This is a genomic window from Variovorax sp. 10N420 (assembly GCF_056394705.1).
Map to the genome: position 1 here is coordinate 44,988 of NZ_JBFTIJ010000014.1, position 26,990 is coordinate 71,977.

Here is a 26,990-nt window from a genome sequence, read left to right on the forward strand (position 1 = left end):
ACGTCAGAGGATGCGATTGAACCAGAGCAGCGAAAGTCCCGCCGAAAGCAGCGCCAGGGCGGCGGCGCCCATCGCGAAAAGCGCGGAGACTTCGGTCTCCTTCTTCTCGACCGTGAGACGCGAACTCAGCGAGCTGTAGACCTTTTTGAGGTCGGTCGCCGTGCCCGCGTAGAAGTACTCCGCCGAGGTCTTGTTGGCAATCGCCTTGAGCGTTTCCTCGTCGAGCCGCACGCGCATCGACCAGCCTTCGAAGCCGATCGTCTCGCCGTCGACCGTGCCGATGCCCACCGTGTAGACGCGCACACCGCGATCGGCCGCAGCCTTGGCGGCATCGAGCGGGTCGACGCCGGTGGTGCGCTGGCCGTCGGTCAGCATGATGATCGCCGCCGAGGTGTAGGAGCCCGGCGCGACCGGCGTGAAGTCTTTCTGCTGTGGCTTGCCGGCGTGGTCGATCGAGACACCGCGCTCGCGGCTTTGCGGACCGAAGTCGGAGATGTCGATGCCCGCGTCAGGGAACAGCGTGGCGAGCGAGACGACGATCGCGTTGCCCGTCGCGGTCGCGCGCTGCAACTGGAACGAGTCGATGGCGGTGACGAGGTCCTCGCGATTGGTGGTGGGCAACTGCGCGACCTGGGCGCTGCCGGCAAAGGCGACGACACCGACCTTCACGGTGCGCGGCAGCTCTTTGAGGAAGCTCTTGGCAGCTTCCTGTGCGGCCACGAGGCGGTTGGGCTGAACATCGGCCGCCCGCATGCTGCCGGACACGTCCATGGCGAGGATGATGGTCTGCTGGTTCGACGGCAGCACCACCACGGCCATCGGCCTCGCAGCGGCAATCAGCATCGCAGCCAGCGCCAGCAGAAAGAGGAAGGGCGGGATGTGGCGGCGAATCGTCTGCCCCGCACCCATGGCCTCGCGCACGATGGACAGGCTCGCATAGCGCAGCGCCAGCTTCTTCTTGCGCCGGATCAGCCACAGGTACAGCAACACCAGCAGCGGCAGCGCCAGCAGGAGCCAAAGGAATTGAGGCCACAGGAAATTCATGCTGCCACCGCCTTGGAGTTGGAGGCGCGTACGCGGCGCTTGCGCATGTCGGCGAAACGCACGATGGCATCCACCAGATCGTCGTCGGTCGAGAGCTCGAGTGTGTCGACGCCGATCTTCGCCAACGCCTCGCGCAACGTGGCTTCGCGCTCCGCGGCGATGCGGGCAAATCGCTTGCGGAAACCGGCGTCGTGCGTGTCGACCCAGAGTTGCTCGCCGGTTTCGGCATCGCGCAGGGGCACCAGGCCGAGGTCGGGCAGTTCGAGTTCGAGCGGATCGAAGAGCCGCACCGCCACGACGTCATGGCGCTGGACCAGGTGCGAGAGCGGCTTTTCCCAGCCGGGTTCGCTCATGAAGTCGGACACCACGAAGACTGTCGATCGACGCGGCATCAGCATGGCTGCGGACTTCAGCAAGTCGGCGAGGCGTGTCATGCCTTTCTGGTCCGGCGCGATCTTGGCCGAGCGTCGTTCCATGGCGTGCAGCAGATGCAGCACATGCCGCCGTCCGCATCGCGGCGGAATCACCGCCTCGACATCGTTGCCATAGACCATCGCGCCGACGCGATTGCCGTGGCGTGTGAGCAGCCGGGCGATGACCGCGACGAAGCCGGCCGAGATCTCGCGCTTGGCCCTGACGCCGGAGCCGAAATCGACCGAGCGGCTCAGGTCTAGTACGAACCACGCCGCCATTTCGCGGTCCTCGGTGAAAACGCGCACGTGCGGCGTCTGCAGCCGCGCCGTCACGTTCCAGTCGATGTGCCGGACGTCGTCGTGGTGCTGGTATTCGCGCAGGTCGGCCAAGTCCAGGCCTGCGCCACGCATCAGGGTTCGGTAGTCGCCCTGCAGAAGGCCGTCGAGCCGCCGGATGACCGTCCACTCGAGCCGGCGAAGCGCGCGCTCCACTCCGCCCGCCACGGCGTCGGCCGTCGCGAGCGCCTCGTCGTTGGCCGCTTTCGCGCGCCTAGGCCACCAGCTTTTCATGTTCGAGTGGTTTGGCGGGTGCAGGTACAGCTCGCATGATCCTGTCGATCAGCCCATCCGGGGTCAGCCCTTCGGATAAGCCCTCGTAGGACATCGTCACGCGATGGCGGAGCACGTCCGGGACCAGCGCCGTCATGTCTTCGGGCAGCGCATAGCTCCTGCCTCGCAACAGCGCCAGGGCGCGAGCGCCTTCGGTCAGGTTGATGCTGGCGCGCGGGCTGGCCCCGAAGGTAATGAAGCGGCGCATGTCCTTCATGCCGTGCTTCTCGGGCGTGCGCGTGGCCGATACGAGCCTGACTGCGTACTGAATGAGAGAAGGGTCGACATATACGCGGCGGGCTTCGGCCTGCAGGGCCGCGAGCTGGTCCGTGGTGGCAACGGCGGCGGCTTCCACGAGCGGGCCGATCACGCGCTCGACGATCACGAACTCTTCTTCATCGGTCGGATAGTCGACCAGCACTTTCATCATGAAACGGTCGACCTGCGCTTCGGGAAGCGGATAGGTGCCTTCGGTCTCGATGGGGTTCTGCGTCGCCATCACCAGGAAGGGACGCGGCACCTTGTGCGTTTCGCCGGCGATGGTCACCTGGCGCTCCTGCATCACTTCGAGCAGCGCGCTCTGCACCTTGGCTGGGGCCCGGTTGATTTCGTCGGCCAGCAGCAGGTTGGCGAAGACCGGGCCGAGCGAAGTGCTGAAGTCGCCGGTCTTCTGGTTGTAGATGCGGGTACCCACGAGGTCGGCCGGAACGAGATCGGGTGTGAACTGGATGCGCTTGAACTGCCCGCGCACCGTGTCGGCCAAGGTCCGGACCGTGAGCGTCTTGGCAAGGCCGGGCACCCCTTCGACGAGCAAGTGGCCGCCGGCCAGCATCGCGACCATCACGCGTTCGAGGAATCGGTCCTGGCCGACGACGACGCGCTTCACCTGATAGAGGATCTGCTCCATCAGCTCGGCGGTGGCAGCGGAGGTCGGTTCTGTCTCTGTGGTCATGCCTTGTGCTTTCTTCGAGTGTTCGGAATCAGGTGGTGGTCAGAAAGGCGGCGAGCCGGCCGCGGTTGCGGCGTTTTCGATCGGCACCGCGAAACCGATGCCAATGAAAGTGCGCTGCTGAGTCGGATTGAGGATGGCGGTGACGATGCCGAGCACTTCTCCGTTCATGTTGACGAGCGGTCCGCCTGAATTGCCCGGGTTCGCAGCAGCGTCAAACTGGATGAGATTGCCCAGTTCCTGCTTGCCCTCCGGCGATCGGAACGAGCGATTCAAGCCCGACACCACGCCCGCGGACACCGACGGACCGATACCGAACGGAAAGCCCACGGCGGCAACTTGATCGCCAGGCTGGAGGTCGGCGGTCGAGCGCATCGTGGCCGGGATGAGGTCGTCAGGCAGCTTCTGCGCCTGCAGCACGGCGAGGTCGTTTTCGGGCTGCACGCCGGTGACGGTAGCGGGCGATTCGAGGCCGTCGGCAAAAGTGACGTGGATCGATTCAGCCCCCGCCACCACGTGCAGGTTGGTCAGGATGATGCCCTTGTCCACGATCACGACGCCGGTTCCCACACCGCGCTCGACCAGTTGTCCTGGGCCTTCGTCGGGCGGCGCTTCCGGCGGTTTTCCCTTGGCGACGTTGCGGCCGCGCTTCTCGGCCTTGGCTTCGGGCGTGGTCTTCTCCATGCCGTAGCCCACCACACGCACGACCGACGGCCGGATGATCTCCGCCGCCTTGGCCGCGGGAGAAGGGAGCGTGGTGGTCTGCAGCGTGCGCAGCACTGCCGCGTCGATGTCTTTTTGCGTGAGGACGCGCGTGCCTTGATGCGGCCACATGCTGGCGCCGCCGGCTCCCAGTCCGACGCAGAGCACCAGCAGCAGCGCAGAGAGGCTGCGGCGTCCGGGCCGCCAACGCTTGCCGGAAGATCGTCCTGACGCGCCGGGCATGTCGGTCGCATCGGGAACGTCGGCAGCGCCGGGCGCGGCCGCATCCTGCGGCCCACGGGGCGAGCGGCTGTAGAAAGCTGGCCTGCGCATTGGGCACCTCCGACAAAAGAGAACGCTTGAGGAGGCACGGTAGCACGCTTTCCGCGGCTATGCATCCGTTCGGGCATCATCGCGGGATGGTCGTCTTTGTCGATACCCACTGCCATCTGGACGCGCCCGAATTCGGCAACGACATGCCCCAGATCCGGGCGCGCGCGAAGAGCCTGAACGTGGCGCTTTGCGTCATCCCTGCGGTGGCTCAGTTCAATTTCTCGGTCGTGCGCGAACTGGCGCATCGTCAGCATGACGCCTATGCGCTTGGCATCCATCCGATGTGCACGGGCGAGGCTTTGGACGAACACCTGCAGCTGCTCGACGCCGAACTTGCGCAACATCGCGACGATCCCCGGCTGGTTGCCGTTGGGGAAATCGGCCTCGACTTCTTCGTCGAAGGCTTGGATGAGGACAAGCAGACGCGCTTCTTTCACACTCAGTTGCAAATCGCGCGCAAGCACGATCTGCCTGTGATCATTCACGTGCGCCGATCGGTCGACAAGGTGCTCAAGCACCTTCGGCAGGTCGCCCCCGGACAGAAATGGAACGGGATCGCGCATGCCTTCAACGGAAGCGAGCAGCAGGCGCAGGCCTGCATCGAACTTGGGCTCAAGCTGGGATTCGGCGGCGCCGTGACCTTCGAACGCGCGCTGCAACTGCGCCGCCTCGCGACGACGCTGCCGCTGGAGGCGATCGTGATGGAAACCGATTCGCCGGACATTCAACCCCACTGGCTCTACCGCACGCAGCCCCAGAGGGACGCAGGCGAGCCGCAAGGGCGAAATGAGCCCGGCGAGTTGCCCCGCATTGCTGCCGTGGTGGCGAAACTGCGCGGCATCGCTGTCGAAACCCTGGCCGAGGCGACTACCCGCAACGCGATGGCCGCGCTTCCCCGGCTGTCTTCGCTGCTGGCGGCGTCGGAGGCGACGCCGCCCCCTGCGTAGGCCAAGCGCTCGACTTGCGCCGTCCGCGGGGTTCAAATGTCATTCGGTGTCATCCTTTGCCACCGCGACATCGTTGCGTCATAGTGGCCCCACGGTCACTCCAACTTACAGAGGAGTTTTTCCAATGAGCAAAATCATCGTTCGTACCTTGCCTGCCGCTTTGGCTGTGGCCTTCGCTTGCGTCGGCATGTCGGCTGTAGCGCAGACTGAAACCCAGAAGCTGGAGAAGGACACCGAAAAGGCCTGGGACTCGACCAAGAAGGGCACCGAGAAAGCCTGGGATGCCACGAAGAGCGGGACCAAGAAGGCTGCGCACGCGACCGAGAAGGGCGCCAAGAAGGCCGGTGACGCGGTCAGCGACGTCGCCAGCGATGCCGCGTCGGGCACTCGCCACGTCGGGAACAAGATCGGCGAGAAGATCCCGGGCACCGAGCAAAACGAAGCCGCCAAGAAGAAGCCCTGAGCTTCCCCGCTTTTTTATGATGAAGAAAAGCCCGCTCACGCGGGCTTTTCTTCACGCTGCCGCCGGCGTCACGTTGCGATGCGCGAGCGGCGTTTCCGGCGTCGGATAGCCCGCCATGCCGAAGGTCTGGACGATGGCCCGGTGCGTGTCGAAGTACACCTGCCAATAGTGATCGGTATGTGTGTAGGGCCGCACGGCAAGCAGCGGCCCTTCAGGCGTGAACTGGAGGATCTCGATGTCCGGCGGCTGTTCGGTCGACACATTCGGAATATTGCGTACCGCCGTCTTGAGCAACTCGATGGCCTGATTGACATCGACGCCGTTGGCAACCTTGGCCGTGGTGTCGACCCTGCGCCATTTCAACTGGCTGAAGTTCTGGATCGTCTCCGAGAGCACCTTGTTGTTGCCGACGGTGATGATGGTGTTGTCGGGCGAGATGAGCGTGGTGCCGAACAGGCCGAGCTCCTTCACGGTGCCGGTGGTGCCTCCGCCCACGGTCACGAAATCGCCGACGCCATAGGGCCTTAGCACCTGCAAGAAGACGCCTGCCGCGAAATGCGTGAGCAGGCCCCCCCAGGCGGTGCCAATTGCCAGGCCTGCGCCCGCGAGCAATACGGCGAATGACGTGGTGCGAATCCCGAACATGTCCAGGATCGCGAGGACCAGCACGATGGTCAGCAAGACCCCGAGGATCGAGACGAGGTAATGGCTCAGCGTCGCATCCAGCTTTCTGCCGCGTTCGAGGGCCTTGGCCGTCAGCCGCTGCGCAAGCCCGATGAGCCATCGTCCGATGATCCAGGCCGCGATGGCGCCGATCACTTTCAGGCCAAAATCCACCCCCTGCGTCGTCAGGAAAATCCAGATCGCTTCCGTATTCATGCTTTCTTCCTCACAGGTGCTGGTGCTTCTGCAAACCAGCCATCGTTATGGATAAGCCGACTCCGCACCCAGGCGACGCGAAAGTCGTGCTCACGGGGCTTGCTCCGATCGTTTCCGCCAACACCGCCTTGTTGATACTCGGCAGCTTTCCTGGGGCCCGGTCGATCGCGCAGCAGCAGTATTATGCGCACCCGCAGAACCACTTCTGGAAAATCTTGCAGGCCTTGTGGCCCGGAAACCCGCTGCCAGTGGGCGAAGGCAGCTATCAAAAGCGTAGCGAATGGCTCCTCGACCGCGGGTTGGGCGTGTGGGACGTGTACGCCAGTTGCCAGCGCCAAGGGAGCCTCGATTCGGCAATCCGCGATGCGGTGGTCAACGACATCGCGAGTCTCCGGCTGCCGAAGCTCGCGGCCATCGCCCATAACGGCGGCGAGAGTTTTCGACACGCGCGGCACACCCGGACGCTCGGCGTGCCCGTTTACCGATTGCCTTCGTCGAGCCCGGCCAATGCATCATGGAGTTTCGAGCGCAAGGTCCAGGCTTGGCGCGAAGTGTTTGAAAGGTATCTGGTCATCCCATGAAGATCGTTCTCCCCGAGGTCAATTTCTCCGATTGGGGAGACGTGCGCTATCTGCATCTGGGCACTGAGTGGGTGCAAGGCTCCATGAAGCTCGATGCACCTTTCGAGATCGAGCTCGAATACGTGCAGCGCATGATGGCTTGGCTGCTCTTCGTCGACGATGCCAGCGTCTCAAAGCGGCATGCGATGCAGCTCGGCCTCGGCGCTGCGAGCCTCACCAAGTTCTGCCGCAAGACGCTGCGCATGCGGACGACGGCCATCGAACTCAATCCGCAGGTCGTCGCCGCATGCCGTGGCTGGTTCAAGCTGCCGCCCGACGACGGCAAACTGGAAATCGTGATCGCCGATGCCGCGAGCGAAATCCGCGAAGCGAAGTGGCTCGGCACGGTCGATGCGCTTCAGGTCGATCTCTATGACCATGAAGCCGCCGCGCCGGTGCTTGACAGCGAGGACTTCTACGCCGACTGCCGCGCGCTGCTCACCGAGGACGGCTGCATGACGGTCAATCTCTTCGGCCGTTCTTCGAGCTACGAAGGCAGTCTGGAGAAGATTTCGGCGGCGTTCGGCCAAGACGCGGTCTGGGCGTTCAAGCCGACGCGCGAGGGCAACACCATCGTGCTGGCGCAGCGCACCGCGACCCGGCCGAAGCGCCCCGCGCTTGCCGAGCGCGCGCAAAGCATCCAGACTCGCTGGCGCCTGCCTGCCTCGAAGTGGCTCCGGGTGTTCAAACCGCTCGAAGCGAAAACCTGATTCATCCATGAGTGCTGTCCCCGCCGCTCCGTCCGGTCCATCCGCCCCTTCGCGCCACGAAGGTCCACTCGACCTGCGTAGCCTCATCGAATGGCTGGCAAAGGATGGAGTGATCTCGCCGCCCGAGGCCAAGCGCACGATCGCCCGATGTGCCCAGGCAGAGAGCCGGCAGGCGCCGCTGGTGCGGCTCGCGAATGTCGCCATGACGCGCGAGAGCGACGGCAAGCCGCTCGATCTGGAAATGCTCACGCAATGGCTCGCTGCCCGCGCCGGGCTCGCGTACCTTCGAATCGATCCGATGAAGGTGGACGTGGGCAAGGTCGCCGACACGATGAGCGCTGCCTATGCGGAGCGGCACAAGGTGCTGCCGGTGCAGGTCACGCCGAGCGAAGTCGTGGTGGCCACCTCGGAGCCCTTTCTCACGGACTGGATCGCCGAAGTCGAGCGGCAGGCGCGCCGCTCGGTGCGGCGAGTGGTTGCCAATCCGGCCGATATCCAACGCTATACGGCGGAGTTCTTTGCGCTGGCCAAATCGGTTCGGGCGGCGCAGAAGGCGGGCTCCAACACGGGCGGCGCGAGCTTCGAGCAACTGGTCGAGCTCGGCAAGAGCACCAAGCAACTCGACGCCAACGACCAGAGCGTGGTGCAGGTGGTCGATTGGCTCTGGCAGTACGCCTTCGACCAGCGCGCGAGCGACATCCATCTGGAGCCCCGGCGCGAGCAGGGGGTGATCCGCTTTCGGATCGACGGCGTGCTGCATCCCGCCTACCAGATGCCCATGGGCGTGATGAATGCCATGGTGTCGCGCATCAAGCTCCTGGGCCGCATGGACGTGGTCGAGAAGCGCCGGCCTCTGGACGGCCGCATCAAGACCCGCAACATGCGCGGCGAAGAAGTCGAAATGCGCCTTTCGACGCTGCCGACTGCCTTCGGCGAAAAGATGGTGATGCGCATCTTCGACCCCGACACCGCGGTCAAGGACCTGGACGCGCTGGGCTTTGCGCAGCACGACGCGCGGCGCTGGGAGCATCTCGTGACACGGCCGCACGGGATCATCCTTGTGACCGGCCCGACGGGCTCGGGCAAGACGACGACGCTCTACTCGACGCTCAAGCGGGTGGCAACGGAAGAAGTCAACGTGAGCACGATCGAAGACCCGATCGAAATGATCGAGTCGTCTTTCAACCAGACACAGGTGCAGCCGCAGCTCGACTTCGGCTTCACTGAAGGTTTGCGCGCGCTGATGCGGCAGGACCCGGACATCATCATGGTCGGCGAAATCCGCGACCTCGCGACGGCCGAGATGGCGGTGCAGGCGGCGCTGACGGGCCATCTGGTCTTCAGCACCCTGCATACCAACGATGCGCCGAGCGCCATCACGCGCCTGATGGAGTTGGGAGTGCCTTCGTATCTGATCAATGCCGTGATGCTCGGCGTGCTCGCCCAGCGGCTGGTGCGCACGTTGTGCAAGCATTGCAAGGCGCCCGACGAGACGGTGACGCGCGAAAAGCTGGCCGAGTTCGTTTCGCCATGGCAGATCAGCGGCTCGGTGCGTGCCTACAAGCCCGTCGGCTGCGTGGACTGCCGGATGACCGGCTACATGGGACGCATGGGGCTCTACGAACTCCTGAGCGTGACCGAAGCCTTCAAGAACGAGATCACCAAGGAGCCGAACATGCTTTCGCTCCGGCGCCAGGCGGTAAGCGATGGCATGCGGCCGCTGCGTCTGGCTGGTGCCCTGCGCGTGGCCGAGGGACTCACGACCATCGAGGAAGTGCTGAGCGCGACGCCGCCGCTCGAGTGAACAAGGAACAAGTTCACGCTCCGCGCAATTAGCAACATCGGCATTTCGGATGATTCCCAAGAGGCCGCGAACGTCGCAAAGTCGAGTCTCCCAACGATCCGGGAGATGGAAATGAACTCTGAGATTCTGACGATTGGCGTACTGGCACTGGTGGTGGCGGGCGGCTGGTTGATCGACGTTCTCAATCAGCACGAAATGGACAAGTTCCGCCGCAACCTGGCCAACCGGCTCAAGAAGGCTTCAGACTCTTTTCACACGGTGCGCTGACTCCGTGGGCGGCGGTGTCCGCGCATCCGGATCCGCAGCGGGCTTGGGGATAACCCTGAAATCGCGATAGGTGGAATCCACATCAAGCTGACTTTGGGCTGACCACACAATCTCCGTCGAATTCATTCGTGGAGACTGTTCGTGAAAATCAAGAGTCAGAAAGACTTCTTCTCGGGGGTGATGTTCGCCGTCGTCGGGGTCGCTTTCGCCTGGGGCGCGACGACCTACAACGTCGGCAACGGCGCGCGCATGGGCCCCGGCTACTTCCCGCTGATGCTCGGCATCCTCATGGCCGTCATCGGCCTTGCCATCATGTTCACCGGCCTCTCGGTCGAGACCGAGGACGGCGAGAAGATCGGCAGGTGGGCGTGGAAGCAGGTGGTCTACATCATCGGCGCCAACCTCGCGTTCGGCGTGCTGCTCGGCGGCCTGCCGAGCTTCGGCGTGCCGGCCATGGGGATGATCATCGCCATCTATGCGCTGGTGCTGATCTCGAGCCTCGCAGGCAGCGAATTCAATCTGCGCAAGGTGCTCGTTCTCGCGACCGTCCTCGCCGTCGGCAGCTACATCGCTTTCATCTGGGCGCTGAAGCTGCAGATCCAGGTGTGGCCCACCTTCATCACGGGTTGAGGACGACAAATGGATCTCATCGCAAATCTCTCTCTCGGCTTTGGTGTCGCGTTCACCTTCACCAACCTGCTCTATTGCCTCGCAGGCTGCGTCCTGGGCACGCTGATCGGCGTGCTGCCGGGCATCGGACCGGTCGCGACCATCGCGATGCTGTTACCGGCCACCTACGCGCTGCCGCCCGTGTCGGCACTGATCATGCTGGCCGGCATCTACTACGGAGCGCAATACGGCGGATCGACCACCGCGATTCTGGTCAACCTGCCGGGCGAATCATCCTCGGTGGTGACCGTGATCGACGGCTACCAGATGGCCCGCAAGGGGCGGGCGGGACCCGCGCTTGCGGCTGCTGGTCTGGGCTCGTTCTTTGCGGGCTGTGTCGGCACGCTGATCCTGGCCGCCTTCGCACCGCCACTGACTGAGTTGGCCTTCAAGTTCGGCCCGGCCGAGTATTTCTCGCTGATGGTGCTGGGCTTGATCGGCGCGGTGGTGCTGGCTTCGGGTTCGCTGCTCAAGGCGATCGCGATGATCGTGCTGGGCCTGCTGCTGGGTCTGGTCGGCACTGACGTGAACTCGGGCGTGGCGCGCTTCAGCTTCGACATCCCCGAACTGACCGACGGCATCGGCTTCGTGACCATCGCCATGGGCGTGTTCGGCTACGGCGAAATCATCGCCAACCTGTCGCGGCCCGAAGAAGACCGCGAAGTGTTCACCGCCAAGGTGTCCGGCCTGTTCCCGACCAAGGAAGACTTCAAGCGCATGACGCCGGCGGTGCTGCGCGGCACGGCGCTCGGCGCATCCCTGGGCATCCTGCCGGGCGGCGGTGCGCTGCTGGCCGCCTTCGCGGCCTACACCATCGAAAAGAAGACCAAGCTGCATCCGGGCGAAGTGCCCTTCGGCAAGGGCAACATCCGCGGTGTGGCCGCGCCCGAGTCGGCCAACAACGCCGGCGCGCAGACTTCGTTCATTCCGCTGCTGACGCTGGGTATTCCGCCCAATGCCGTGATGGCGCTGATGGTCGGCGCGATGACCATCCACAACATCCAGCCCGGCCCGCAGGTGATGACCAGCAACCCCGAACTCTTCTGGGGACTGATCGCCTCGATGTGGATCGGCAACGCGATGCTCGTCATCCTGAACCTGCCGCTCATCGGCATGTGGATCAAGCTGCTGTCGGTGCCCTACAAGTACCTGTTCCCAGCGATCGTGCTGTTCTGTGCGATTGGCGTTTACTCGACCAACAACAACACCTTCGACATCTGGATGGTGGCGATCTTCGGTTTTGTGGGCTACAGCTTCTTCAAGCTCGGTTGCGAACCTGCGCCATTGCTGCTGGGATTCATCCTGGGGCCGATGATGGAAGAGAACCTGCGGCGCGCACTGCTGCTGTCGCGCGGCGACTGGGCCGTGTTCGTCACCCGGCCGATCTCGGCGGGCCTGCTGGCTGCCGCGCTGCTTCTGCTGGTGATCGTGTTGCTGCCGGCCGTCAAGTCCAAGCGGGAAGAGGCATTCGTCGAGGAGTGATTCCCGACAGCCTGCGAAAAAGCACCTCCGGGTGCTTTTTTGCTTTCAGGGGCCCCGCTTTCAGGACCGTTCTTCGCGGCGGGGCTTCATGTGCTGTCGCGCCATCGCAAGGAAGGCCATGGCCGCAGGACTGAGCGGATGTTTCGCGAGCCGCACGGCAACGACGGGGTATTCGAGCATCGGACGCGCTACCGCGATCGCGCGAAGGTTGCCCGGCATCAGAACTTCCACATAGCGAGGCAGCAGCGCGACACCGGCGCCCGCCTGAATGAGCCCGAACGCGGTCGACAGCATCGAGACGTGATGAACCACGCGCGGATAGACGTTGGCCACGCTCGAAAGCTGCCGGCTCACCGATCGCCAGATGACCGCGTCTGGATTGACGTGGATGAACGGCAAGCCGTCGAGGTGCTTGGCGTCGATCACGACCCGTCGCGCCAGCGGGTGATCGTCGCGCGCGAACAGGGCCATGCGATCGCTGAAGAGCGGCTCCGTCGCAAGCTCCGAGTGCTTCTGTCCGATGTCGGAACCGAAGCCGAGGTCGGCCTCTTGCGAAAGGATCCGGGAAATCATCTGCTCGGCCGTGCTGTCGAGCAGCGCGGTCGCGAGCGCCGGATGCTGTTGCGAGAAGCGGCTGAGCAATGGCGGCATCAGCGCGCCGGCCGTGAGATGGCCGACCGCCAGGACCACCCGGCCTTCGCGAAGCTGGGACTGCGATCGGCAGGCGCTCACGGATTCGTCGATCAGCCGAAGGGCGCGAACAGCCGTGTCGACCATCATCTGTCCGGCGCCAGTCATGCGGATGCGCCGCCCGCGCACCACCAGAGGCTGGCCGAGCTCATGTTCCATGCGCTTGATGAGATGACTGATCGCCGGCTGTGTGAGTTGCAGGGCTTCTGCCGCCAACGTGAAGCTGCCCGACTCGGCGACCGCCGCCAGCGCCCGCAACTGCTGCATGGAGATCTCTTCAGTAGCGGCCTTTGTCATTAGCGCGGCTCATAGTTGCATTAACGGGATTATCTGGCTTGATGCCGCGCCGCTGCATAGCATTCGATGCTTCACAGGGAACACAATCCAGCACCATGAAACGTATCCAGTTCCTCCAGGCCATGGCTGCCGCGCTTTGCGTGGCCGCTTCGCCCGCGGTCTTTGCAGAGGGCTACCCGACCAAGCCGATCCGGTTGATCGTTCCCTTTCCCGCCGGCGGCGCGACCGATCTTTTCGCGCGCACGCTTTCGCAGAAGATGGGCGAAAAGCTCGGCACGACACTCGTCGTCGACAACAAGCCCGGGGCCGGTGGTGCAATCGGTTCCGATGCCGCAGCCAAGTCGACCCCTGACGGCTACACGCTCCTCCTGGCGACGACGAGCACCCACTCGATCGGCCCGGCCATCTATAGCAAACTGCCCTACGACACGGTGCGCGACTTCACGCCGATCGTTCATGTGGGCGATGCGCCGAGCATCATGCTGGTGCCGAACAATTCGCCTGCCAAGACGGTGCAGGAATGGATCGATTACGCCAAGAAGAACCCCGGCAAACTCAATTACGGGTCGAGCGGCAATGGGACGATCGTGCAACTCACGGCCGAGCTCTTTCAGTCGCAAGCGGGCATTTCGATGCTGCACATTCCGTACAAGGGCACGGCGCTCGCCATTCCCGACCTGATCAGCGGCAAGATCGATGTCCTGTTCGATGCGCTGCCGACCGGAATGCCCCACGTGCGCGACGGCCGGTTGCGGGCGCTCGGGGTGACCTCGCTCAAGCGGAGCCCACTCGCACCCGAACTGCCGCCGATTGCGGACACGCTGCCGGGGTTCGAGTCGAATACATGGTTCGGGCTTTACGGGCCGAAGGGCATGCCTGCCGACTTGGTCGCGAAGATCAACGCAGCCGCCAATCAATCGCTCACCGACCCTGAAGTGCGCGACAAGCTGGCTCGCCTGGGCATCGCGCCTGCGACCAGCACGCCCGCACAGTTCGCGAGCATGGTGGCCGAAGACGCCGCCAAGTGGAAGAAGATCATTGTCGATCGCAAGATCACCGGAGACTGAGCTCGCCCCCAGGCTCGCGCACTTCGTGTCGCTCTCCACCCCCTGACCGGGGGCAACACCGGCGGCCCGGCTTAGCCGGTTCCGCGGTGTTTCTGGTGGGGCCCTTGCTTCGCCGGGCGCGCGAGGGATTTGGACTATTTGGAAGGCTTTTATGAAATTCGATTTTGGGAATCCATACACGTCGACTCGGATTCCGGTTTTTGCGCGGAACGTGGTTTCGACTTCGCATCCGTTGGCGTCTCAGGCGGGGCTGCGGATTCTTTATCAAGGCGGCAATGCGGTGGATGCGGCGGTTGCTACGGCGGCGGTGATGACGCTGGTGGAGCCGGTGAGCAACGGGTTGGGGAGCGATGCCTTTTGTATCTTGTGGGACGGGAAGAAGCTGCATGGGCTGAATGGCTCGGGCTGTGCGCCTGCTGCCTGGACACCGGATTACTTTCGGCGCAAGTACGGGGGCGATGCGGCCACGCCGCCGCAGCGCGGGATGGACTCGGTCACGGTGCCGGGCGCGGTGGGGAGTTGGGTCGCGCTGTCGGAACGATTCGGCAAACTGCCTTTTGCGGACCTGATGGCGCCAGCGATCGAGATCGCGGAACGTGGCTATCTCATGCCGCCGGTCGTGCGACAGAAATGGGCTGCGGCCACGCCGATCCTGCAATCGCAGCCGGGGTTCGCGCAGAGCTTTCTGCCTTGGGGGCGTGCGCCGGAAGTGGGAGAACTGTTCCGGTTTCCGGCTGCTGCCCGCGCGCTGAAGGCCATTGCGGCGACGACAGGGGACGCGTTCTACAGCGGCGAAATCGCCGAGGCGCTGGAGAAGTTCTCCAACGAGAACGGCGGCAGTCTCAAGGTGCGGGATCTCGCGAACTGGAAGCCCGAGTGGGTCGAGCCGATCGCGCAGAACTACCGCAATCACACGCTGCACGAAATTCCGCCGAACGGCCAGGGGATTGCGGCGCTAATCGCGCTGGGCATCCTGCGGCACTTCGACATCGAGTCGATCCCGGTCGATTCGGTCGCTTCGCAGCACTTGCAGATCGAAGCCATGAAGCTCGCGTTTGCCGACACCTATCGCTATGTGTCGGACCCTTCGTCGATGGAGGTGACTCCCCTGCAAATGCTCGATGACGCCTATCTCGCGTCGCGTGCCAAACTCATCGACCTGAACAAGGCACAGGACTTCAAGGCGGGCAATCCGGTCAAGGGCGGCACGATCTACCTGACAGCCGCGGACGAAAACGGGATGATGGTGAGCTTCATCCAGAGCAACTACATGGGCTTCGGCTCCGGCTGCGTCGAGCCGGGATTCGGCATCAGCTTGCAGAATCGGGGTCATGGCTTCAGCCTGAACGACCGCAGCCCGAACCTCGTCGCGCCGGGCAAGCGGCCCTTCCACACGATCATCCCCGCTTTCCTCACGAAGGACGGCGCGCCGATGATGAGCTTCGGCGTGATGGGCGGCAACATGCAGCCGCAGGGGCACATGCAGACGCTGGTGCGCATGCTGGACTACAAGCAGAATCCGCAAGCCGCCTGCGACGCACCGCGCTGGCGCTTCAACCAGGGGCTGGAGATCAACGTCGAGGCGGCGATGAACTCGGCCACCGTTCAGGGCCTCTCCGACCTCGGCCACAAGGTGGACGTGATCAACGACTCGTACCAGGACTTCGGTGCCGGCCAGTTCATCTGGCGCGCGGGCGATCCTGCGGTCGAAGGCTATGTCGCCGCAAGCGATGCGCGCCGCGACGGCCTTGCGGCGGGCTTCTAGTTTCAGAGTGACGCCGGAGCACCAGACTTCATCTCACAAGAGTCTCGCGCCGGGCCTCGCACTCGCGACGCTCGGCGCGATCGCGTTCAGCGGCAAGGCGATCATCGTCAAGCTGGCGTATCGCTATGGCGTCGACGCTGTCACGCTGATCATGCTGCGCATGCTTTTTGCGTTGCCGTTGTTCGTGGTGATGGCGTGGTGGGCCGGGCGCGGAAAGCCGGCGCTCACCGGGCGCGACTGGTTGGGCGTCATTGGGTTGGGCTTCTCGGGCTATTACCTGGCGAGCTTTCTCGACTTTGCAGGGTTGGCCTACATCACCGCGAGCCTGGAACGGCTCATTCTGTATCTCAACCCGACGTTGGTCCTGCTGTTCGGCTGGATCATCTATCGTCGGCGCATCACCCGCGGCCAAGTTGCCGGCATGGCGATCAGCTATGTCGGCGTGCTGCTGGTGTTCGGGCATGAAGTGAGCCTCGGCCAGAGCGCGGCGGCGGCGTGGGGCGCGCTTCTGGTGTTCCTCAGCGCCGTGAGCTATGCCATCTATCTGGTTGCGAGCGGCGAGTTCGTCAAGCGGCTGGGTTCTCTGCGGCTGGTGGGTCTGGCGACCAGCGTGGCGTGCCTTTTCTGCATCGCGCAGTTCATGCTCTTGCGGCCGATGAGCGCCGCCTTCGAAGTCGCGCCTGAGGTCATCTGGCTGTCGATCCTCAACGCGACGCTGTGTACGGCCGTACCGGTCCTTGCCGTCATGATGGCGATCGAACGCATCGGCCCCGCCTTGGCCGCCCAAACGGGTATGGTCGGGCCGATGTCCACGATCCTGATGGGTGTGGTGATCCTCGGCGAACCCTTTACCCTATGGATTGCGGCCGGGACCGTGCTGGTGATCGCCGGCATCTTTGTATTCACACGCATGGGCCGATGAGCCCGGAGGACTGAACATGGATTTGGGAATTGCAGGCAAGACCGCCCTCGTGTGCGGCGCGAGCAAGGGCCTGGGCTACGGCTGTGCCGAGGCGCTGGTGCGAGAAGGCGTCAACGTTGTCATCGTGGCCCGTGGCGCCGAGGCACTGGAAGCCGCGGCGAAGACTTTGCAAGCTGCGGCTGCTGCCGTGGACGGCGCCGCCAAGCCGTTCGTGAAGCACATCGCGGCTGACATCACCACCGCAGACGGACGCGCTGCCGCCTTCGCGCTGCACCAGGACTTCGACATCGTCGTCACCAATGCCGGCGGCCCGCCGCCCGGTGACTTCCGCGAATGGGACCGCGAAGCTTGGGTCAAGGCGCTCGACGCGAACATGCTGACGCCGATCGAACTCATCAAGGCGACCGTGGACGGAATGGCTGCGCGCGGGTTCGGTCGCATCGTCAACATCACTTCGAGTTCGGTCAAGGCGCCGATTGACATCCTCGGCTTGAGCAATGGCGCTCGCAGCGGCCTGACCGGCTTCGTGGCGGGCGTGGCGCGCTCGGGCATCGCTGGCAAGGGCGTGACCATCAACAACCTGCTGCCGGGGTCGTTCGACACCGACCGCCTCAAGGGCACCATGATCGGTGCCGCGAAGAAGACCGGCCAGGACATCGAGGCCGTCCGAGCCAGCCGCCAGAAGAACATTCCAGCGGGCCGTTTCGGCAATGCCGCCGAGTTCGGCGCGATCTGCGCATTCCTGTGCAGCACGCACGCGGCCTACATGACGGGCCAGAACGTGCTGGCCGACGGGGGTGCGTACCCGGGGACCTACTGATCGTTCGAGACAAGGAGCCATTCATGAGCAAAGCAGTCCGCATCGACCGCCAGGGCGGTCCCGAGGAACTGAAGATCGTCGACGTCGAGGTGGGCGATCCGGGCCCCGGCGAGATCCGCATTCGCCACAAGGCGGTGGGTCTCAATTTCATCGACACCTACCAGCGCAGCGGGCTCTACCCGTTCCCGATGCCCTTGCAACTGGGCATGGAAGCATCGGGCGTGGTCGAGGCGGTGGGTGAAGGCGTTTCGCATCTAAAGGTGGGCGACCGCGCGGCTTACGCGAGCCAACCTCCGGGCGCGTATTGCGAAGCGCGAGTCATGCCTGCAAAGTTCGTCTGCAAGCTGCCCGATTCGATTTCCTTCGAGACTGGCGCGGCGATGATGCTCAAGGGCCTCACCGCGCAGTATCTGTTGAAGAAGACGCTGCCGGCCGAAGGACTGCAGCCCGGCGATTTCATCCTTTTCCATGCGGCCGCTGGCGGCGTGGGGCTCATTGCCTGCCAATGGGCAAAGGCGCTCGGGCTCCAGTTGATCGGCACCGCAGGCACCGATGCCAAGTGCAAGCTCGCGCTGGCCCACGGCGCAGCCCACGCCATCAACTACAGCACCGAGAACTTCGCCGAGCGCGTCAAGGAGATCACGGGCGGCAAGGGCGTCAAGGTCGTCTACGATTCCGTGGGCAAGGACACTTTCGAAGGCTCGTTGAATTGCCTGCGGCCGTTCGGGCTGTTGGCCATCTTCGGCAACGGATCGGGGCCGGTGCCGCCTTTCAACCTCGGTTTGCTTGCGTCGAAGGGATCGCTGTACGTCACGCGGCCGACCTTGTTCACGCACATTTCGAGCCGCGAAAGCACGCAGGCCATGGCCGACGATCTGTTTGCCGTGGTCGAAAGCGGCGCTGTGAAGATCCCGATCGACCAGCGTTATCCGCTGGCCGACGTGCAGCAGGCGCACCGCGATCTCGAGGCGCGCAAGACGACCGGCTGCACCATCCTGACTCTGTCGTAGCCACAGCGGCGCACGCCGCTCGTGCGCCTACTGCAACTGACTGAGGCGCGATTCGCGCATGCGCGTCGGCGCCAGTGCGCCGGCGGATTCGAGAATGGGGTAGGCGATCGAGCAGATGTGCGAGTTGATGCGCTTGAGCTCGCTGATCAGGTCGATGTGCAGCGAACTGGTCTCGATACTGAGCGCGGTCTGGTCCGACAGCCGCCCAAGGTGGGTCGTGGCATAGGCGCGCTCCAGATCGCGGAAGCGCGCCTTTTCTTCGAGCAGCTTCTGGGCGTCGCGCACGTTGCCGTTCAGGAAAACGCTCATGCTTAGCCGCAGATTGGCCACCAGCCGCTCGTGCAGTTCGACAATCTCGCGCATGCCGGCTTCGGAAAAATTGCGCTGCGGCTTGATCTTCTTGTCCTCGATGTCGATGATCACGCGCTCGATGATGTCGCCGATCTGCTCCATGTTGATCGTGAAGCTGATGATGTCCGTCCAGCGGCGGCTCTCCTCCTCGCCCAGCGCCTCGCGCGAAATCTTGGTGAGATAGTACTTGATCGCCGAATAGAGCTCGTCGACCGTGTCGTCGAGATTGCGCAGTTCCTGGGCGAGGCGAAGGTCGTTGTGCTTGATCACGTTGAGCACGCCGATCAGCATCGTTTCGACCACGTCGGCCTGGTGCAACGCCTCTCGCGCAGCGTTGGAGATGGCAAGAGATGGCGTCGAGATCGCGGAGGGGTCCAGATGCTGTGGGCGTCGGGCTGTGGCCTCCGTGGGCACCGGCAGCAGGCGCGTGGCCAGCCGGGCGACGTATTCGGTCAATCCGATGAAGCAGACACTCATGATGACGTTGAACGCCAGGTGGTAGAGCACTACGAGCTGCGTCGCGTCGGTGACGAACGGCCTGACCTCTCGCAGCCAGAGCCCAACGAACGGCGCTGCGATGGCAACGCCGAGCGCCTTGAACAGGAGATTGCCTACCGTCACTTGCCGCACTGCAATAGACGACTTGGCGGTGGTGAGTACGGCCAGCAAGCCGCTTCCCAGGTTGGCGCCGAGCACGAGGCCGAGGGCCACGTCGAGCGGCACCACGTTCGAGCTTGCCATCGCTGCGACCAGCAGCACGACCGCCAGACTCGAATAGGCAACGATCGACAGCGCGGCTCCGATGGTGATTTCGAGCAGCACGTCGCTGTTGAGCGATCCAAGCACAGCGCGCATGGCCGGGCTTTCAAATAGCGGGCCGGTGGCCTCCACGACCAGCTGCAGCGCCAGCAACATCAGCCCCAGCCCGATCAGCACGCGGCCCACGCGGCCCGCCACGCTGGAAGGACGCGTAATGAACAGCACAACGCCGACGAAAATGAAAAGCGGGGACAGCCATGAAAGATCTGCCGAGAACAGCACCGACATCAGCGCTGTGCCGACGTCGGCGCCCCGCATCACCGCCAGCGCCGCTGGGAGCGTGACCAGTCCCTGGCCGACGAAGGACGAAGTCATCAGCGAAGTGGCGGTGCTCGATTGCACGAGTGCCGTCACTCCGATTCCGGACAATGCCGCCGTGAAGCGATTGCGCATGCTGTGCACGAGGATGCGGCGCAGATTTGCGCCGAACACCCGCAGCACGCCGGTGCGAACGAGTTGGGTACCCCACACCAGCAGCGCGATCGCCGCCAGCAAATTCAACAAGTGCTTCATGGAATAGAAGCACTATAGAGCACCCCCGGAAGCCCAGGCCAGGAACACCGCGGAACTGGCTTTGCCAGGCCGCCGGTGTTGCCCCCGGTAGGGGGTAGGCGAAGCGACACGAAGTGCGCGCAGCCTGGGGGCGAGCAACAGAAACACCGCGGAACTGGCTTTGCCAGGCCGCCGGTGTTGCCCCCGGTAGGGGGTAGGCGAAGCGACACGAAGTGCGCGCAGCCTGGGGGCGAGCTAAGTCTTCCTTACCCGCCGCAACTCATCGATGACCAGGCAGATCGCCCCGATCGTGATCGCGCTGTCCGCTACGTTGAAGGCGGGAAAGTGCCGGCCGGCAAGATGGAAGTCGAGAAAGTCGACCACGTAGCCGTGCATCATGCGATCGATCACGTTGCCGATCGCGCCGCCGAGGATGGCGGCCATCGAAAACGAGAACAGCTTCTGCCCCGCGTGCGACCTGAGCATCCAGATGATGAAGAGCGCCGCCGCGATGCCGATGGCCATGAAGAACCAGCGCTGCCAGCCTGCCGCATCCGCCAGGAACGAAAAAGCCGCGCCGGTGTTGTGGGCACGCACGACGTTGAAGAAGCTGGTGACGTAGGTCGCGTCGCCGTACTTGTAATAGCCGAGGATCAGCGTCTTGGTGAACTGATCGACGATCACGATCACCAGTGCAAGGCCAAGCCAGGGCCAGATGCCGAGGCCCCGGGCGCCCGAAGACTGGCGGGCCATCAGGCGATGTTCCTTGCTTCGCCCGCGCCGTAGAGGTTGCTCGTGCAACGTCCGCAGAGACCAGGATGCGCGGCATCGTGCCCGACGTCGTCGCGCCAGTGCCAGCAGCGCTCGCACTTCGCCGCCGTGCTTGCCGTCACAGTGGCCGACAACGCATCGCCAGGCGTCAGCGCCACGGCCGAGGTGATGAAGACGAACTTCAGGTCGTCGCCCAGCGAAGCGAGCAGCGCATGGTCATTGGCCGGCGCGGCAATGGTCACGTTGGCCTGCAGCGACGAGCCGACCTGGCCCGCTGTGCGCACCGATTCAATTTCCTTGTTGACCGCGTCGCGGATCTCTCGGATGCGGGTCCACTTGGCGAGCAGTGCGTCGTTGGGTGTTCCGAGGTCGCTGTAGGTCTGCACGAAAATCGACCGGCCGTCGCCGCAGAACTTCCAGGCTTCTTCGGCCGTGAAGCTCAGGAATGGTGCCATCCAGCGCAGCATCGCTTGGGTGATGTGCCACAGGGCGGTTTGTGCGCTGCGGCGCGCAAGCGAGCCGGGGGCGGTCGTGTAGAGCCGGTCTTTCAGCACGTCGAGGTAGAACGCGCCTAGGTCCTCCGAGCAATACACCTGCAGCTTCGCAACCACCGGGTGAAACTCGTAGACCTTGTAGTGCGCGAGCACGTCCGCCTGAAACTGCGCGGCGCGGCTGAGCGCGTAGCGGTCGATTTCGAGCAGTTGGTCGAGCGGCACCGCATCCTTCGCGATGTCGAAATCGCTGGTGTTCGCGAGCAGGAAGCGCAGCGTATTGCGGATCCGGCGATAGGCATCCACCACGCGGGCGAGGATCTTGTCGTCACCGGCGATGTCGCCCGAGTAGTCGCTCGCAGCCACCCACAGGCGCGTGATTTCGGCGCCGAGCTTCTTGTTGACTTCCTGCGGGTCGATGCCGTTGCCGAGCGACTTGCTCATCTTGCGGCCCTGGCTGTCGACCGTGAAGCCGTGCGTGAGCAGGCCGCGATAGGGGGCGCGGCCTTCGAGTGCCGACGCGATCAGCAGCGACGAATGAAACCATCCGCGATGCTGGTCGTGGCCTTCGAGGTAGAGGTCGGCTTCGGGGCCGGTTTCGTGGTGCACCTTGGGGTGCGTGCCGCGCAACACGTGGAAGAAGGTCGAGCCGGAGTCGAACCACACTTCGAGGATGTCGGTGCTCTTGGTGTAATGCGGCGCGTCGGCATCGCCGAGGATTTCTTCAGTGGTCACGCGGCTCCATGCCTCGATGCCGCCTTCTTCGACGATGTCGGCGGCCTGATCGAGGATTTCCATCGTGCGCGGATGCAACTCGCCCGAGTCCCGATGCAGGAAGAACGGGATCGGCACGCCCCAACTGCGCTGCCGGCTGATGCACCAGTCGGGCCGGTTGGCGATCATGTCGTGCAGGCGCGCCTTGCCGTTCTCTGGATAGAAGCTCGTCTGCTCGATGGCTTCCAGCGCCGTCTGGCGCAGCGTCTTGGGCGCCTTGTCCTTGGTAAACACGCCTTCGCCTTCGTCCATGCGGATGAACCACTGCGCTGCGGCACGGTAGATCACCGGCGTCTTGTGACGCCAGCAATGCGGATAGCTGTGGGAGATCTGCTCGGTCGTCATCAGGCGGCCGGCATCGCGCAGCGCATGGATGATGACCGGAACCGCCTTCCAGATATTCTGGCCGCCGAAAAGCGGGAAGTCAGCCGCGTAGGAGCCATTTCCTTGGACCGGATTCAGGATGTCGTCATAGGAAATGCCGTGAGCGATGCAGGAATTGAAGTCATCCACGCCATAGGCCGGCGAGGAGTGGACCAGACCGGTGCCGTCATCGGCCGTCGCGTAGTCCGCAAGATAGACCGGCGAGAGGCGACGGAAGCCTGCATCCACGTCGTAGAGCGGATGCTCGAACTCCAGTCCGCCCAGCTTCTCGCCCTTGACGGTGGCAAGCACCTTGCCGTCGAGCGCGTAGCGGGTCATGCACATCTCGACCAGCGAGGCGGCAAGGACGAGGAGGCCGCGCTCTGTATCCACGAGCGAGTAGTCGAGCTCGGGATTCAGGTTGATCGCCTGGTTGGCTGGGATCGTCCAGGCGGTGGTGGTCCAGATCACCGCGAAGGCGTCCTTGCCGAGTGCCGGCAGGCCGAATGCGGCGGCGAGCTTTGCGGGGTCGTGCGCCTTGAAGGCGACGTCCAGCGTCTGTGATTTCTTGTCGGCGTATTCGATCTCGAATTCAGCCAGGGACGAGCCGCAGTCGAAACACCAGTACACCGGCTTGAGCCCGCGATAGACGAAGCCGCGCTCGATCACGCGCTTGAAGGCGCGGATTTCGCCCGCCTCGTTGGCGAAGTCCATCGTCTTGTACGGGTGGTCCCATTCACCCAGGACACCCAGGCGCTGGAAATCGGACATCTGCTGTGCGATCTGTTCCGTCGCGTAGCCGCGGCTCTTGGCCTGCATCTCGTCGCGGCTCAGGTTGCGGCCGTACTTCTTTTCGATCGCGTTCTCGATCGGCAGGCCATGGCAATCCCACCCGGGCACATAGAGCGCGTCGTAGCCTTCAAGCTGGCGCGCCTTGGTGATCATGTCCTTCAGGATCTTGTTGACCGCGTGACCCATGTGGATCTGACCGTTGGCATAGGGTGGGCCGTCGTGCAGGATGAACTTGGGCGCACCGTGGCGTGCATCCCGCAGGCGGTGATAGACGCCTTGCTCGTTCCATTCGTTGACCCATCCGGGTTCGCGCTTGGGCAGGTCGCCGCGCATCGGGAAGGGGGTGTCGGGCAGGTTCAGCGTGGCCCGGTAGTCGGTGCCGCCGTCGGTCTTGTTGTCAGCCATGGAATTTCCAGAAATCTGCGCTGCCGTGCAACGCGCGAGGGGATCGGGAGCGTGCGGCCTTTGCTGTGAAGGCGAGGCCGGACGCGGCGGAAAGCGAAGGTTCCGCTTTAAATTCGATCGCGCGTGGTTTGGCGATGGGTCTCGGCGTGGGTGGAAGCAAAGAATGCGCGCGCGTCACGCCCATCCTTCGCGATGCCCGCGGTAAGGGCCTCGAGACTGGTGTAGCGCAATTCGTCGTGCAATTTGTGCAGCAGTTCCACGCGGACGATTTTACCGTAGGCCCCTTCGGAACCGAGATGAGAAGGCCAGTCGAGGCAGTGCGTCTCGAGCAGCACGCGGCCGGCGTTGACGTCGTTGGCATCGAGGGAAGGGCGCACGCCCAGATTGGCGACGCCGTGAAGCGGCGAGTCGGTCAGGCCGTGGACCAGCACCGCAAAGATTCCGTTTGCGGCCGGCTTCCAATGCTTGAAACGAAGGTTGAGGGTGCGAAACCCGTCGTCGCGGCCCGGCGCGGTAGCGCCCAGCGCACGCCCAAGCTTTCGTCCATGGACCACGTGGCCGGAGATTGCGTAAGGCCGCCCCAGCAGGGTGTGCACATCGGCCATGCGACCTTCGGCGAGCGCCTCCCGTACGGCGGAGCTCGAGACGCGAAGGCCGTGCACTTCATAGCTGTTCATCCGCGCGACGTCGAAGCCGTGCTGGTCGCCGGCCCGGTCGAGCATCGCGTAGTCGCCGGCGCGCTTGGCGCCGAAGCGAAAGTCATCCCCGACCAGAACGTAGCGCGCGCCCAAGCCTTCGATCAGCACATGCTGGATGAATTCGTCGGGAGTCTGTGACGCAAGAGCGGCATCGAAAGGCAGCACGATCGTCTGCGCGACGCCGGCGGCGGCCAGCGCTGTCAGCTTGTCACGCAGCGTGCCGATCCGGGCGGGAGCCAGTTCCGGCCGCTTGGTGATGGCCGCGAAGTAGTCCCGGGGATGCGGCTCGAAGGTCAGCACGCAACTGGGGAGGTTGCGCGCGCGCGCCTCGGTGTTCAGAAGCCCGAGCATGGCCTGGTGACCACGGTGGACACCGTCGAAATTGCCAATGGTCAGGGCACAGGCCGGAGCCACGCCCGGATGCCGAAAACCCCGGAAAATCTGCATCGGTCGGTATCTTTTTGATAGCACTTTGCGCCCGTGGAATGGGCACATCAGGCCGTTTTGTCACAAAGCCGGTATATTGTGACGCACTGCGTCATGCGCAAGCCCTTTCGGCTCGCTTGGCGTGCAGGTCTTTCCGTTGTTCTCTTTGCTTGAGGAGGCGTGTGGTGAAGGTCTTGAAGCTGTCGGCCCAAGGGCTGCCTCAATCGTGGATATCGCTTGAACAGGCGGTGATCCACTACGCCTCCGACGAGGTGCGCTGGGAGGTGGGCGCGCAAGTCGCGGTCTTCCGGGGCGGCCACAACGCGGTCACTGGCCAGCAGTCGCAGATCGCCATCAACAGCATCATCGGCACCAAGGGCGTGCCGCGCATCAACCCTTTCACCCAGCGGCCGGGGCTGACGAACGGCAAACTGTTCGCGCGGGATCGCAATGTATGCGCATATTGCGGCGGCCACTTTCACGAGGAAGAGCTGACGCGCGAACACATCATTCCCTTTGCGCAAAAGGGCATCGACACCTGGATGAACGTGGTGACGGCCTGCAAGCCTTGCAATCACCGCAAGAGCAGCCGCACGCCGGAACAGGCCGGAATGCCCCTCTTGTATGCGCCGTACGTGCCGAGCCTTTGGGAGGACTTCATCCTGCGCAATCGCCGCATCCTCGCGGATCAGATGGAATTCCTGATGGCGCATCTGCCGCAGAGTTCGCGGCTGCACGGGTAGCGGTTCAGTAGGTCAGTTCGAGCACCGTCACGTGGTTCTGCGCTGCGGGCCAGGAGAGGCCGGCCACGTGTTCCCCGTTGAATTCGGCCGCGACGGTGCGAGGCACGTCGCTTGTCAGCCTGAGTGTCGACGCCGAGACGCCCGAGCCTTGTGGCGGCACGCCGGGTGGCAGCGCTTGGCCGTCGAAGCGCATGGTGTCGCGCCGCGCGTCGAAATAGCCTCGGGGGCGGGTGAAGATCACGAGCGCCTTCGTGCCGCTGCCGGTCTCCGGCATGCGCTCCGGCCGCAAATGGACGACGCCGCTCGAGCGCGGGAACGGGCTTCGGTAGATGTGCGTTGTCGCGTAGCCTTTCGCGCTCAGGACGAACTCATAGGCTGTGTCCGTCTGGCCGACGAAGGGGCCCCATCGTGCGTCGGATTCGATGGTCTGCACCCACGCGGCCGGGCCGCCCCGCATTCCGGTAGAGGCTTCGACGGCAAAAATTTCGAGGCGAGCGCCAACCAGGGGCAAGTTGTTGACGAAGCCGCCGCTCGCAGCGTCCAGCGGGTGCAGGCCCAAGCCGGTGACCCTGCCGGACAGGACCACTGGCGCTTCAGGAACGGGTTGTGTCGTTCTCGCATCCTTGCCCGTGAGAAAACGCCAGGTCGCTGCAAACGCGGCCGCCGAGAACGAAGTCTCCCGGTGATCCACGCGCGGCAATACGACGTTGGTCGCGCCCCTGAGAGCCGGTCCGTCGAACCCGATGTGCGTCGGCTTGCCTTGGGCGCCGATCCAGATCCCGTCAGGTTGCGCGTATTTGTCGTTGCTGTCCGAGCGCAGTGTCAGCCACTTCACGCCGGGCGTGACTTCATCGCCCTCCGCATTTTTTGCCGCGTTGAGCTGCCGCAGGAAAGGACTCAGTCCGGAGAACTCGCTGCCTTCGCGAAGCCCTTCGATAGCCCAGATGCCGTGTGCCGGATTGCCGCCCAGGACGACATGGCTCACGACGCGATCGCCCCCGCCGTTCTGCACGTAGTTGCGGATCGCGTTGCCGCCTCGCGAGTTGCCGATCAAGACGACGCGGGACGCGCCCGTCGACGTCAGGACGCGCTCGACTTCGTGCTTCAGAAAGGCCATCGAATCGGCGGTGGAACTGCGCCCCGGCTGCGGAATGGCATCGTCATCGCGAGCCAGCGGAAAAGGTTGATCCAGTGCAAACAATCGATCGCGCGGCCAGCCGTTCGATTCGAAGCGCCAGATCGTGGTCAGCCACAAGGCGGCCGAATCGCCATTGCCGTGCATGAAAACGATGGGTGCCCGATCGGCGGCGCTTGGCGGGGTAGCGGGGGCGGGAAGCATGGTCGATGGCAAGACTGGCAGAGATCAATCAACCAGAGTTTGCACGGCAATCTCCGGTTCAAGA

Annotated in this window: 25 protein-coding genes; 14 read left to right on the top strand and 11 right to left on the bottom strand. The window is 64.1% G+C overall.

Annotation, left to right across the window (positions count from 1 at the left end):
- Positions 1-3 precede the first annotated feature (3 nt).
- Genes AC1DEK_RS25915 through AC1DEK_RS25930 form a run of 4 tightly spaced genes read right to left on the bottom strand, consistent with a single transcriptional unit; the run spans position 4 to position 4,050 of the window.
- Positions 4-1,044 carry a VWA domain-containing protein gene (locus tag AC1DEK_RS25915; RefSeq protein ID WP_478128180.1) on the bottom strand — a complete coding sequence of 347 codons (1,041 nt, stop codon included), beginning with the start codon at positions 1,042-1,044 and terminating at the stop codon, positions 4-6.
- Positions 1,041-2,027 (bottom strand): DUF58 domain-containing protein, encoded by a 987-nt coding sequence (locus AC1DEK_RS25920; RefSeq protein WP_478128181.1) that lies wholly within the window; start codon positions 2,025-2,027, stop codon positions 1,041-1,043. Before AC1DEK_RS25920 ends, AC1DEK_RS25915 begins: the two co-directional genes overlap by 4 nt.
- Positions 2,008-3,018, bottom strand: coding sequence for an AAA family ATPase (locus AC1DEK_RS25925; RefSeq protein WP_478128182.1), 1,011 nt, complete (start codon positions 3,016-3,018; stop codon positions 2,008-2,010). Before AC1DEK_RS25925 ends, AC1DEK_RS25920 begins: the two co-directional genes overlap by 20 nt.
- A 39-nt stretch (positions 3,019-3,057) precedes the next feature.
- Entirely contained in the window at positions 3,058-4,050 is a 993-nt protein-coding gene (locus tag AC1DEK_RS25930; protein ID WP_478128183.1) for a S1C family serine protease, read from the bottom strand.
- Between the two features lie 86 nt (positions 4,051-4,136).
- Here AC1DEK_RS25930 and AC1DEK_RS25935 point away from each other — a divergent pair, with 86 nt between their 5' ends.
- Positions 4,137-4,997 carry a TatD family hydrolase gene (locus tag AC1DEK_RS25935; protein ID WP_478128184.1) on the top strand — a complete coding sequence of 287 codons (861 nt, stop codon included), beginning with the start codon at positions 4,137-4,139 and terminating at the stop codon, positions 4,995-4,997.
- A 124-nt stretch (positions 4,998-5,121) separates the two neighbouring features.
- The gene (locus tag AC1DEK_RS25940; protein WP_478128185.1) at positions 5,122-5,460 is read left to right on the top strand and encodes a hypothetical protein; all 339 of its coding nucleotides are present in this window, start codon (positions 5,122-5,124) and stop codon (positions 5,458-5,460) included.
- Positions 5,461-5,511: 51 nt separating this feature from the next.
- Here the strand turns inward: AC1DEK_RS25940 and AC1DEK_RS25945 are convergent, their stop codons facing one another.
- Positions 5,512-6,339 carry a mechanosensitive ion channel family protein gene (locus tag AC1DEK_RS25945; RefSeq protein ID WP_478128186.1) on the bottom strand — a complete coding sequence of 276 codons (828 nt, stop codon included), beginning with the start codon at positions 6,337-6,339 and terminating at the stop codon, positions 5,512-5,514.
- A 47-nt stretch (positions 6,340-6,386) separates the two neighbouring features.
- On the opposite strand from AC1DEK_RS25945, the gene AC1DEK_RS25950 reads away from it, so the two are divergent.
- The 6 genes from AC1DEK_RS25950 to AC1DEK_RS25975 all read left to right on the top strand — a co-directional run bounded on the left by AC1DEK_RS25950 (position 6,387) and on the right by AC1DEK_RS25975 (position 11,891).
- Positions 6,387-6,920 (top strand): DNA-deoxyinosine glycosylase, encoded by a 534-nt coding sequence (locus tag AC1DEK_RS25950; RefSeq protein WP_478128187.1) that lies wholly within the window; start codon positions 6,387-6,389, stop codon positions 6,918-6,920.
- The gene (locus tag AC1DEK_RS25955; protein WP_478128188.1) at positions 6,917-7,669 is read left to right on the top strand and encodes a class I SAM-dependent methyltransferase; all 753 of its coding nucleotides are present in this window, start codon (positions 6,917-6,919) and stop codon (positions 7,667-7,669) included. The genes AC1DEK_RS25950 and AC1DEK_RS25955 overlap by 4 nt, the downstream gene beginning before the upstream one ends.
- A 7-nt stretch (positions 7,670-7,676) precedes the next feature.
- Positions 7,677-9,473: a type IV pilus assembly ATPase TfpB gene (tfpB, locus tag AC1DEK_RS25960; protein ID WP_478128189.1), complete on the top strand. Its 1,797-nt coding sequence runs from the start codon at positions 7,677-7,679 to the stop codon at positions 9,471-9,473.
- Positions 9,474-9,584: 111 nt separating this feature from the next.
- Entirely contained in the window at positions 9,585-9,740 is a 156-nt protein-coding gene (locus tag AC1DEK_RS25965; protein WP_478128190.1) for a hypothetical protein, read from the top strand.
- Between the two features lie 141 nt (positions 9,741-9,881).
- The gene (locus AC1DEK_RS25970) at positions 9,882-10,370 is read left to right on the top strand and encodes a tripartite tricarboxylate transporter TctB family protein (protein WP_478128191.1); all 489 of its coding nucleotides are present in this window, start codon (positions 9,882-9,884) and stop codon (positions 10,368-10,370) included.
- 9 nt (positions 10,371-10,379) lie between these two features.
- Positions 10,380-11,891 carry a tripartite tricarboxylate transporter permease gene (locus AC1DEK_RS25975; RefSeq protein ID WP_478128192.1) on the top strand — a complete coding sequence of 504 codons (1,512 nt, stop codon included), beginning with the start codon at positions 10,380-10,382 and terminating at the stop codon, positions 11,889-11,891.
- A 60-nt stretch (positions 11,892-11,951) separates the two neighbouring features.
- Here the strand turns inward: AC1DEK_RS25975 and AC1DEK_RS25980 are convergent, their stop codons facing one another.
- Complete coding sequence (locus tag AC1DEK_RS25980; protein ID WP_478128193.1) at positions 11,952-12,878, bottom strand: LysR family transcriptional regulator; 927 nt, start codon at positions 12,876-12,878, stop codon at positions 11,952-11,954.
- A gap of 95 nt (positions 12,879-12,973) precedes the next feature.
- Between AC1DEK_RS25980 and AC1DEK_RS25985 the strand changes: the two genes are divergently transcribed.
- The 5 genes from AC1DEK_RS25985 (at position 12,974) to AC1DEK_RS26005 (ending at position 18,462) form a co-directional block, all read left to right on the top strand.
- The gene (locus AC1DEK_RS25985; RefSeq protein ID WP_478128194.1) at positions 12,974-13,945 is read left to right on the top strand and encodes a Bug family tripartite tricarboxylate transporter substrate binding protein; all 972 of its coding nucleotides are present in this window, start codon (positions 12,974-12,976) and stop codon (positions 13,943-13,945) included.
- A 151-nt stretch (positions 13,946-14,096) separates the two neighbouring features.
- A complete protein-coding gene (locus tag AC1DEK_RS25990) occupies positions 14,097-15,710 on the top strand; it encodes a gamma-glutamyltransferase family protein (RefSeq protein WP_478128195.1) in 1,614 nt (537 codons plus the stop codon).
- A 7-nt stretch (positions 15,711-15,717) separates the two neighbouring features.
- A complete protein-coding gene (locus AC1DEK_RS25995; RefSeq protein ID WP_478128196.1) occupies positions 15,718-16,632 on the top strand; it encodes a DMT family transporter in 915 nt (304 codons plus the stop codon).
- Positions 16,633-16,648: 16 nt separating this feature from the next.
- A complete protein-coding gene (locus tag AC1DEK_RS26000; RefSeq protein WP_478128197.1) occupies positions 16,649-17,452 on the top strand; it encodes an SDR family oxidoreductase in 804 nt (267 codons plus the stop codon).
- Between the two features lie 23 nt (positions 17,453-17,475).
- On the top strand, positions 17,476-18,462 hold the full coding sequence (locus AC1DEK_RS26005; RefSeq protein ID WP_478128198.1) for a quinone oxidoreductase family protein: 987 nt from the start codon (positions 17,476-17,478) through the stop codon (positions 18,460-18,462).
- Positions 18,463-18,489: 27 nt separating this feature from the next.
- Here the strand turns inward: AC1DEK_RS26005 and AC1DEK_RS26010 are convergent, their stop codons facing one another.
- From AC1DEK_RS26010 to AC1DEK_RS26025, 4 genes are all read right to left on the bottom strand, one after another.
- Positions 18,490-20,145 carry a Na/Pi cotransporter family protein gene (locus AC1DEK_RS26010; protein WP_478128199.1) on the bottom strand — a complete coding sequence of 552 codons (1,656 nt, stop codon included), beginning with the start codon at positions 20,143-20,145 and terminating at the stop codon, positions 18,490-18,492.
- Positions 20,146-20,379: 234 nt separating this feature from the next.
- Positions 20,380-20,877 carry a signal peptidase II gene (gene lspA, locus AC1DEK_RS26015; protein ID WP_478128200.1) on the bottom strand — a complete coding sequence of 166 codons (498 nt, stop codon included), beginning with the start codon at positions 20,875-20,877 and terminating at the stop codon, positions 20,380-20,382.
- Positions 20,877-23,720 carry an isoleucine--tRNA ligase gene (gene ileS / locus AC1DEK_RS26020; protein WP_478128201.1) on the bottom strand — a complete coding sequence of 948 codons (2,844 nt, stop codon included), beginning with the start codon at positions 23,718-23,720 and terminating at the stop codon, positions 20,877-20,879. Before ileS ends, lspA begins: the two co-directional genes overlap by 1 nt.
- A gap of 107 nt (positions 23,721-23,827) precedes the next feature.
- Complete coding sequence (locus AC1DEK_RS26025; RefSeq protein ID WP_478128202.1) at positions 23,828-24,865, bottom strand: bifunctional riboflavin kinase/FAD synthetase; 1,038 nt, start codon at positions 24,863-24,865, stop codon at positions 23,828-23,830.
- Positions 24,866-25,029: 164 nt separating this feature from the next.
- Between AC1DEK_RS26025 and AC1DEK_RS26030 the strand changes: the two genes are divergently transcribed.
- Positions 25,030-25,587, top strand: coding sequence for an HNH endonuclease (locus tag AC1DEK_RS26030; protein ID WP_478128203.1), 558 nt, complete (start codon positions 25,030-25,032; stop codon positions 25,585-25,587).
- Positions 25,588-25,591: 4 nt separating this feature from the next.
- On the opposite strand, the gene AC1DEK_RS26035 is transcribed toward AC1DEK_RS26030, so the two are convergent.
- The gene (locus tag AC1DEK_RS26035) at positions 25,592-26,926 is read right to left on the bottom strand and encodes a twin-arginine translocation pathway signal (RefSeq protein WP_478128204.1); all 1,335 of its coding nucleotides are present in this window, start codon (positions 26,924-26,926) and stop codon (positions 25,592-25,594) included.
- Between the last annotated feature and the right edge of the window lie 64 nt (positions 26,927-26,990).

Bases quoted from the DNA above. Each gene is read 5' to 3' on its own strand.
- AC1DEK_RS26035 (WP_478128204.1), bottom strand. From the start codon at position 26,926: ATGCTTCCCGCCCCCGCTACCCCGCCAAGCGCCGCCGATCGGGCACCC.
- AC1DEK_RS25975 (WP_478128192.1), top strand. From the start codon at position 10,380: ATGGATCTCATCGCAAATCTCTCTCTCGGCTTTGGTGTCGCGTTCACC.
- AC1DEK_RS26010 (WP_478128199.1), bottom strand. From the start codon at position 20,145: ATGAAGCACTTGTTGAATTTGCTGGCGGCGATCGCGCTGCTGGTGTGG.
- AC1DEK_RS26005 (WP_478128198.1), top strand. From the start codon at position 17,476: ATGAGCAAAGCAGTCCGCATCGACCGCCAGGGCGGTCCCGAGGAACTG.
- AC1DEK_RS25930 (WP_478128183.1), bottom strand. From the start codon at position 4,050: ATGCGCAGGCCAGCTTTCTACAGCCGCTCGCCCCGTGGGCCGCAGGAT.
- AC1DEK_RS26000 (WP_478128197.1), top strand. From the start codon at position 16,649: ATGGATTTGGGAATTGCAGGCAAGACCGCCCTCGTGTGCGGCGCGAGC.
- AC1DEK_RS25955 (WP_478128188.1), top strand. From the start codon at position 6,917: ATGAAGATCGTTCTCCCCGAGGTCAATTTCTCCGATTGGGGAGACGTG.
- AC1DEK_RS25980 (WP_478128193.1), bottom strand. From the start codon at position 12,878: ATGACAAAGGCCGCTACTGAAGAGATCTCCATGCAGCAGTTGCGGGCG.
- AC1DEK_RS25940 (WP_478128185.1), top strand. From the start codon at position 5,122: ATGAGCAAAATCATCGTTCGTACCTTGCCTGCCGCTTTGGCTGTGGCC.
- AC1DEK_RS25925 (WP_478128182.1), bottom strand. From the start codon at position 3,018: ATGACCACAGAGACAGAACCGACCTCCGCTGCCACCGCCGAGCTGATG.
- AC1DEK_RS25965 (WP_478128190.1), top strand. From the start codon at position 9,585: ATGAACTCTGAGATTCTGACGATTGGCGTACTGGCACTGGTGGTGGCG.
- AC1DEK_RS25990 (WP_478128195.1), top strand. From the start codon at position 14,097: ATGAAATTCGATTTTGGGAATCCATACACGTCGACTCGGATTCCGGTT.
- AC1DEK_RS25920 (WP_478128181.1), bottom strand. From the start codon at position 2,027: ATGAAAAGCTGGTGGCCTAGGCGCGCGAAAGCGGCCAACGACGAGGCG.
- AC1DEK_RS25915 (WP_478128180.1), bottom strand. From the start codon at position 1,044: ATGAATTTCCTGTGGCCTCAATTCCTTTGGCTCCTGCTGGCGCTGCCG.
- AC1DEK_RS25945 (WP_478128186.1), bottom strand. From the start codon at position 6,339: ATGAATACGGAAGCGATCTGGATTTTCCTGACGACGCAGGGGGTGGAT.
- tfpB (WP_478128189.1), top strand. From the start codon at position 7,677: ATGAGTGCTGTCCCCGCCGCTCCGTCCGGTCCATCCGCCCCTTCGCGC.
- AC1DEK_RS25935 (WP_478128184.1), top strand. From the start codon at position 4,137: ATGGTCGTCTTTGTCGATACCCACTGCCATCTGGACGCGCCCGAATTC.
- AC1DEK_RS25950 (WP_478128187.1), top strand. From the start codon at position 6,387: ATGGATAAGCCGACTCCGCACCCAGGCGACGCGAAAGTCGTGCTCACG.
- ileS (WP_478128201.1), bottom strand. From the start codon at position 23,720: ATGGCTGACAACAAGACCGACGGCGGCACCGACTACCGGGCCACGCTG.
- lspA (WP_478128200.1), bottom strand. From the start codon at position 20,877: ATGGCCCGCCAGTCTTCGGGCGCCCGGGGCCTCGGCATCTGGCCCTGG.
- AC1DEK_RS26025 (WP_478128202.1), bottom strand. From the start codon at position 24,865: ATGCAGATTTTCCGGGGTTTTCGGCATCCGGGCGTGGCTCCGGCCTGT.
- AC1DEK_RS25985 (WP_478128194.1), top strand. From the start codon at position 12,974: ATGAAACGTATCCAGTTCCTCCAGGCCATGGCTGCCGCGCTTTGCGTG.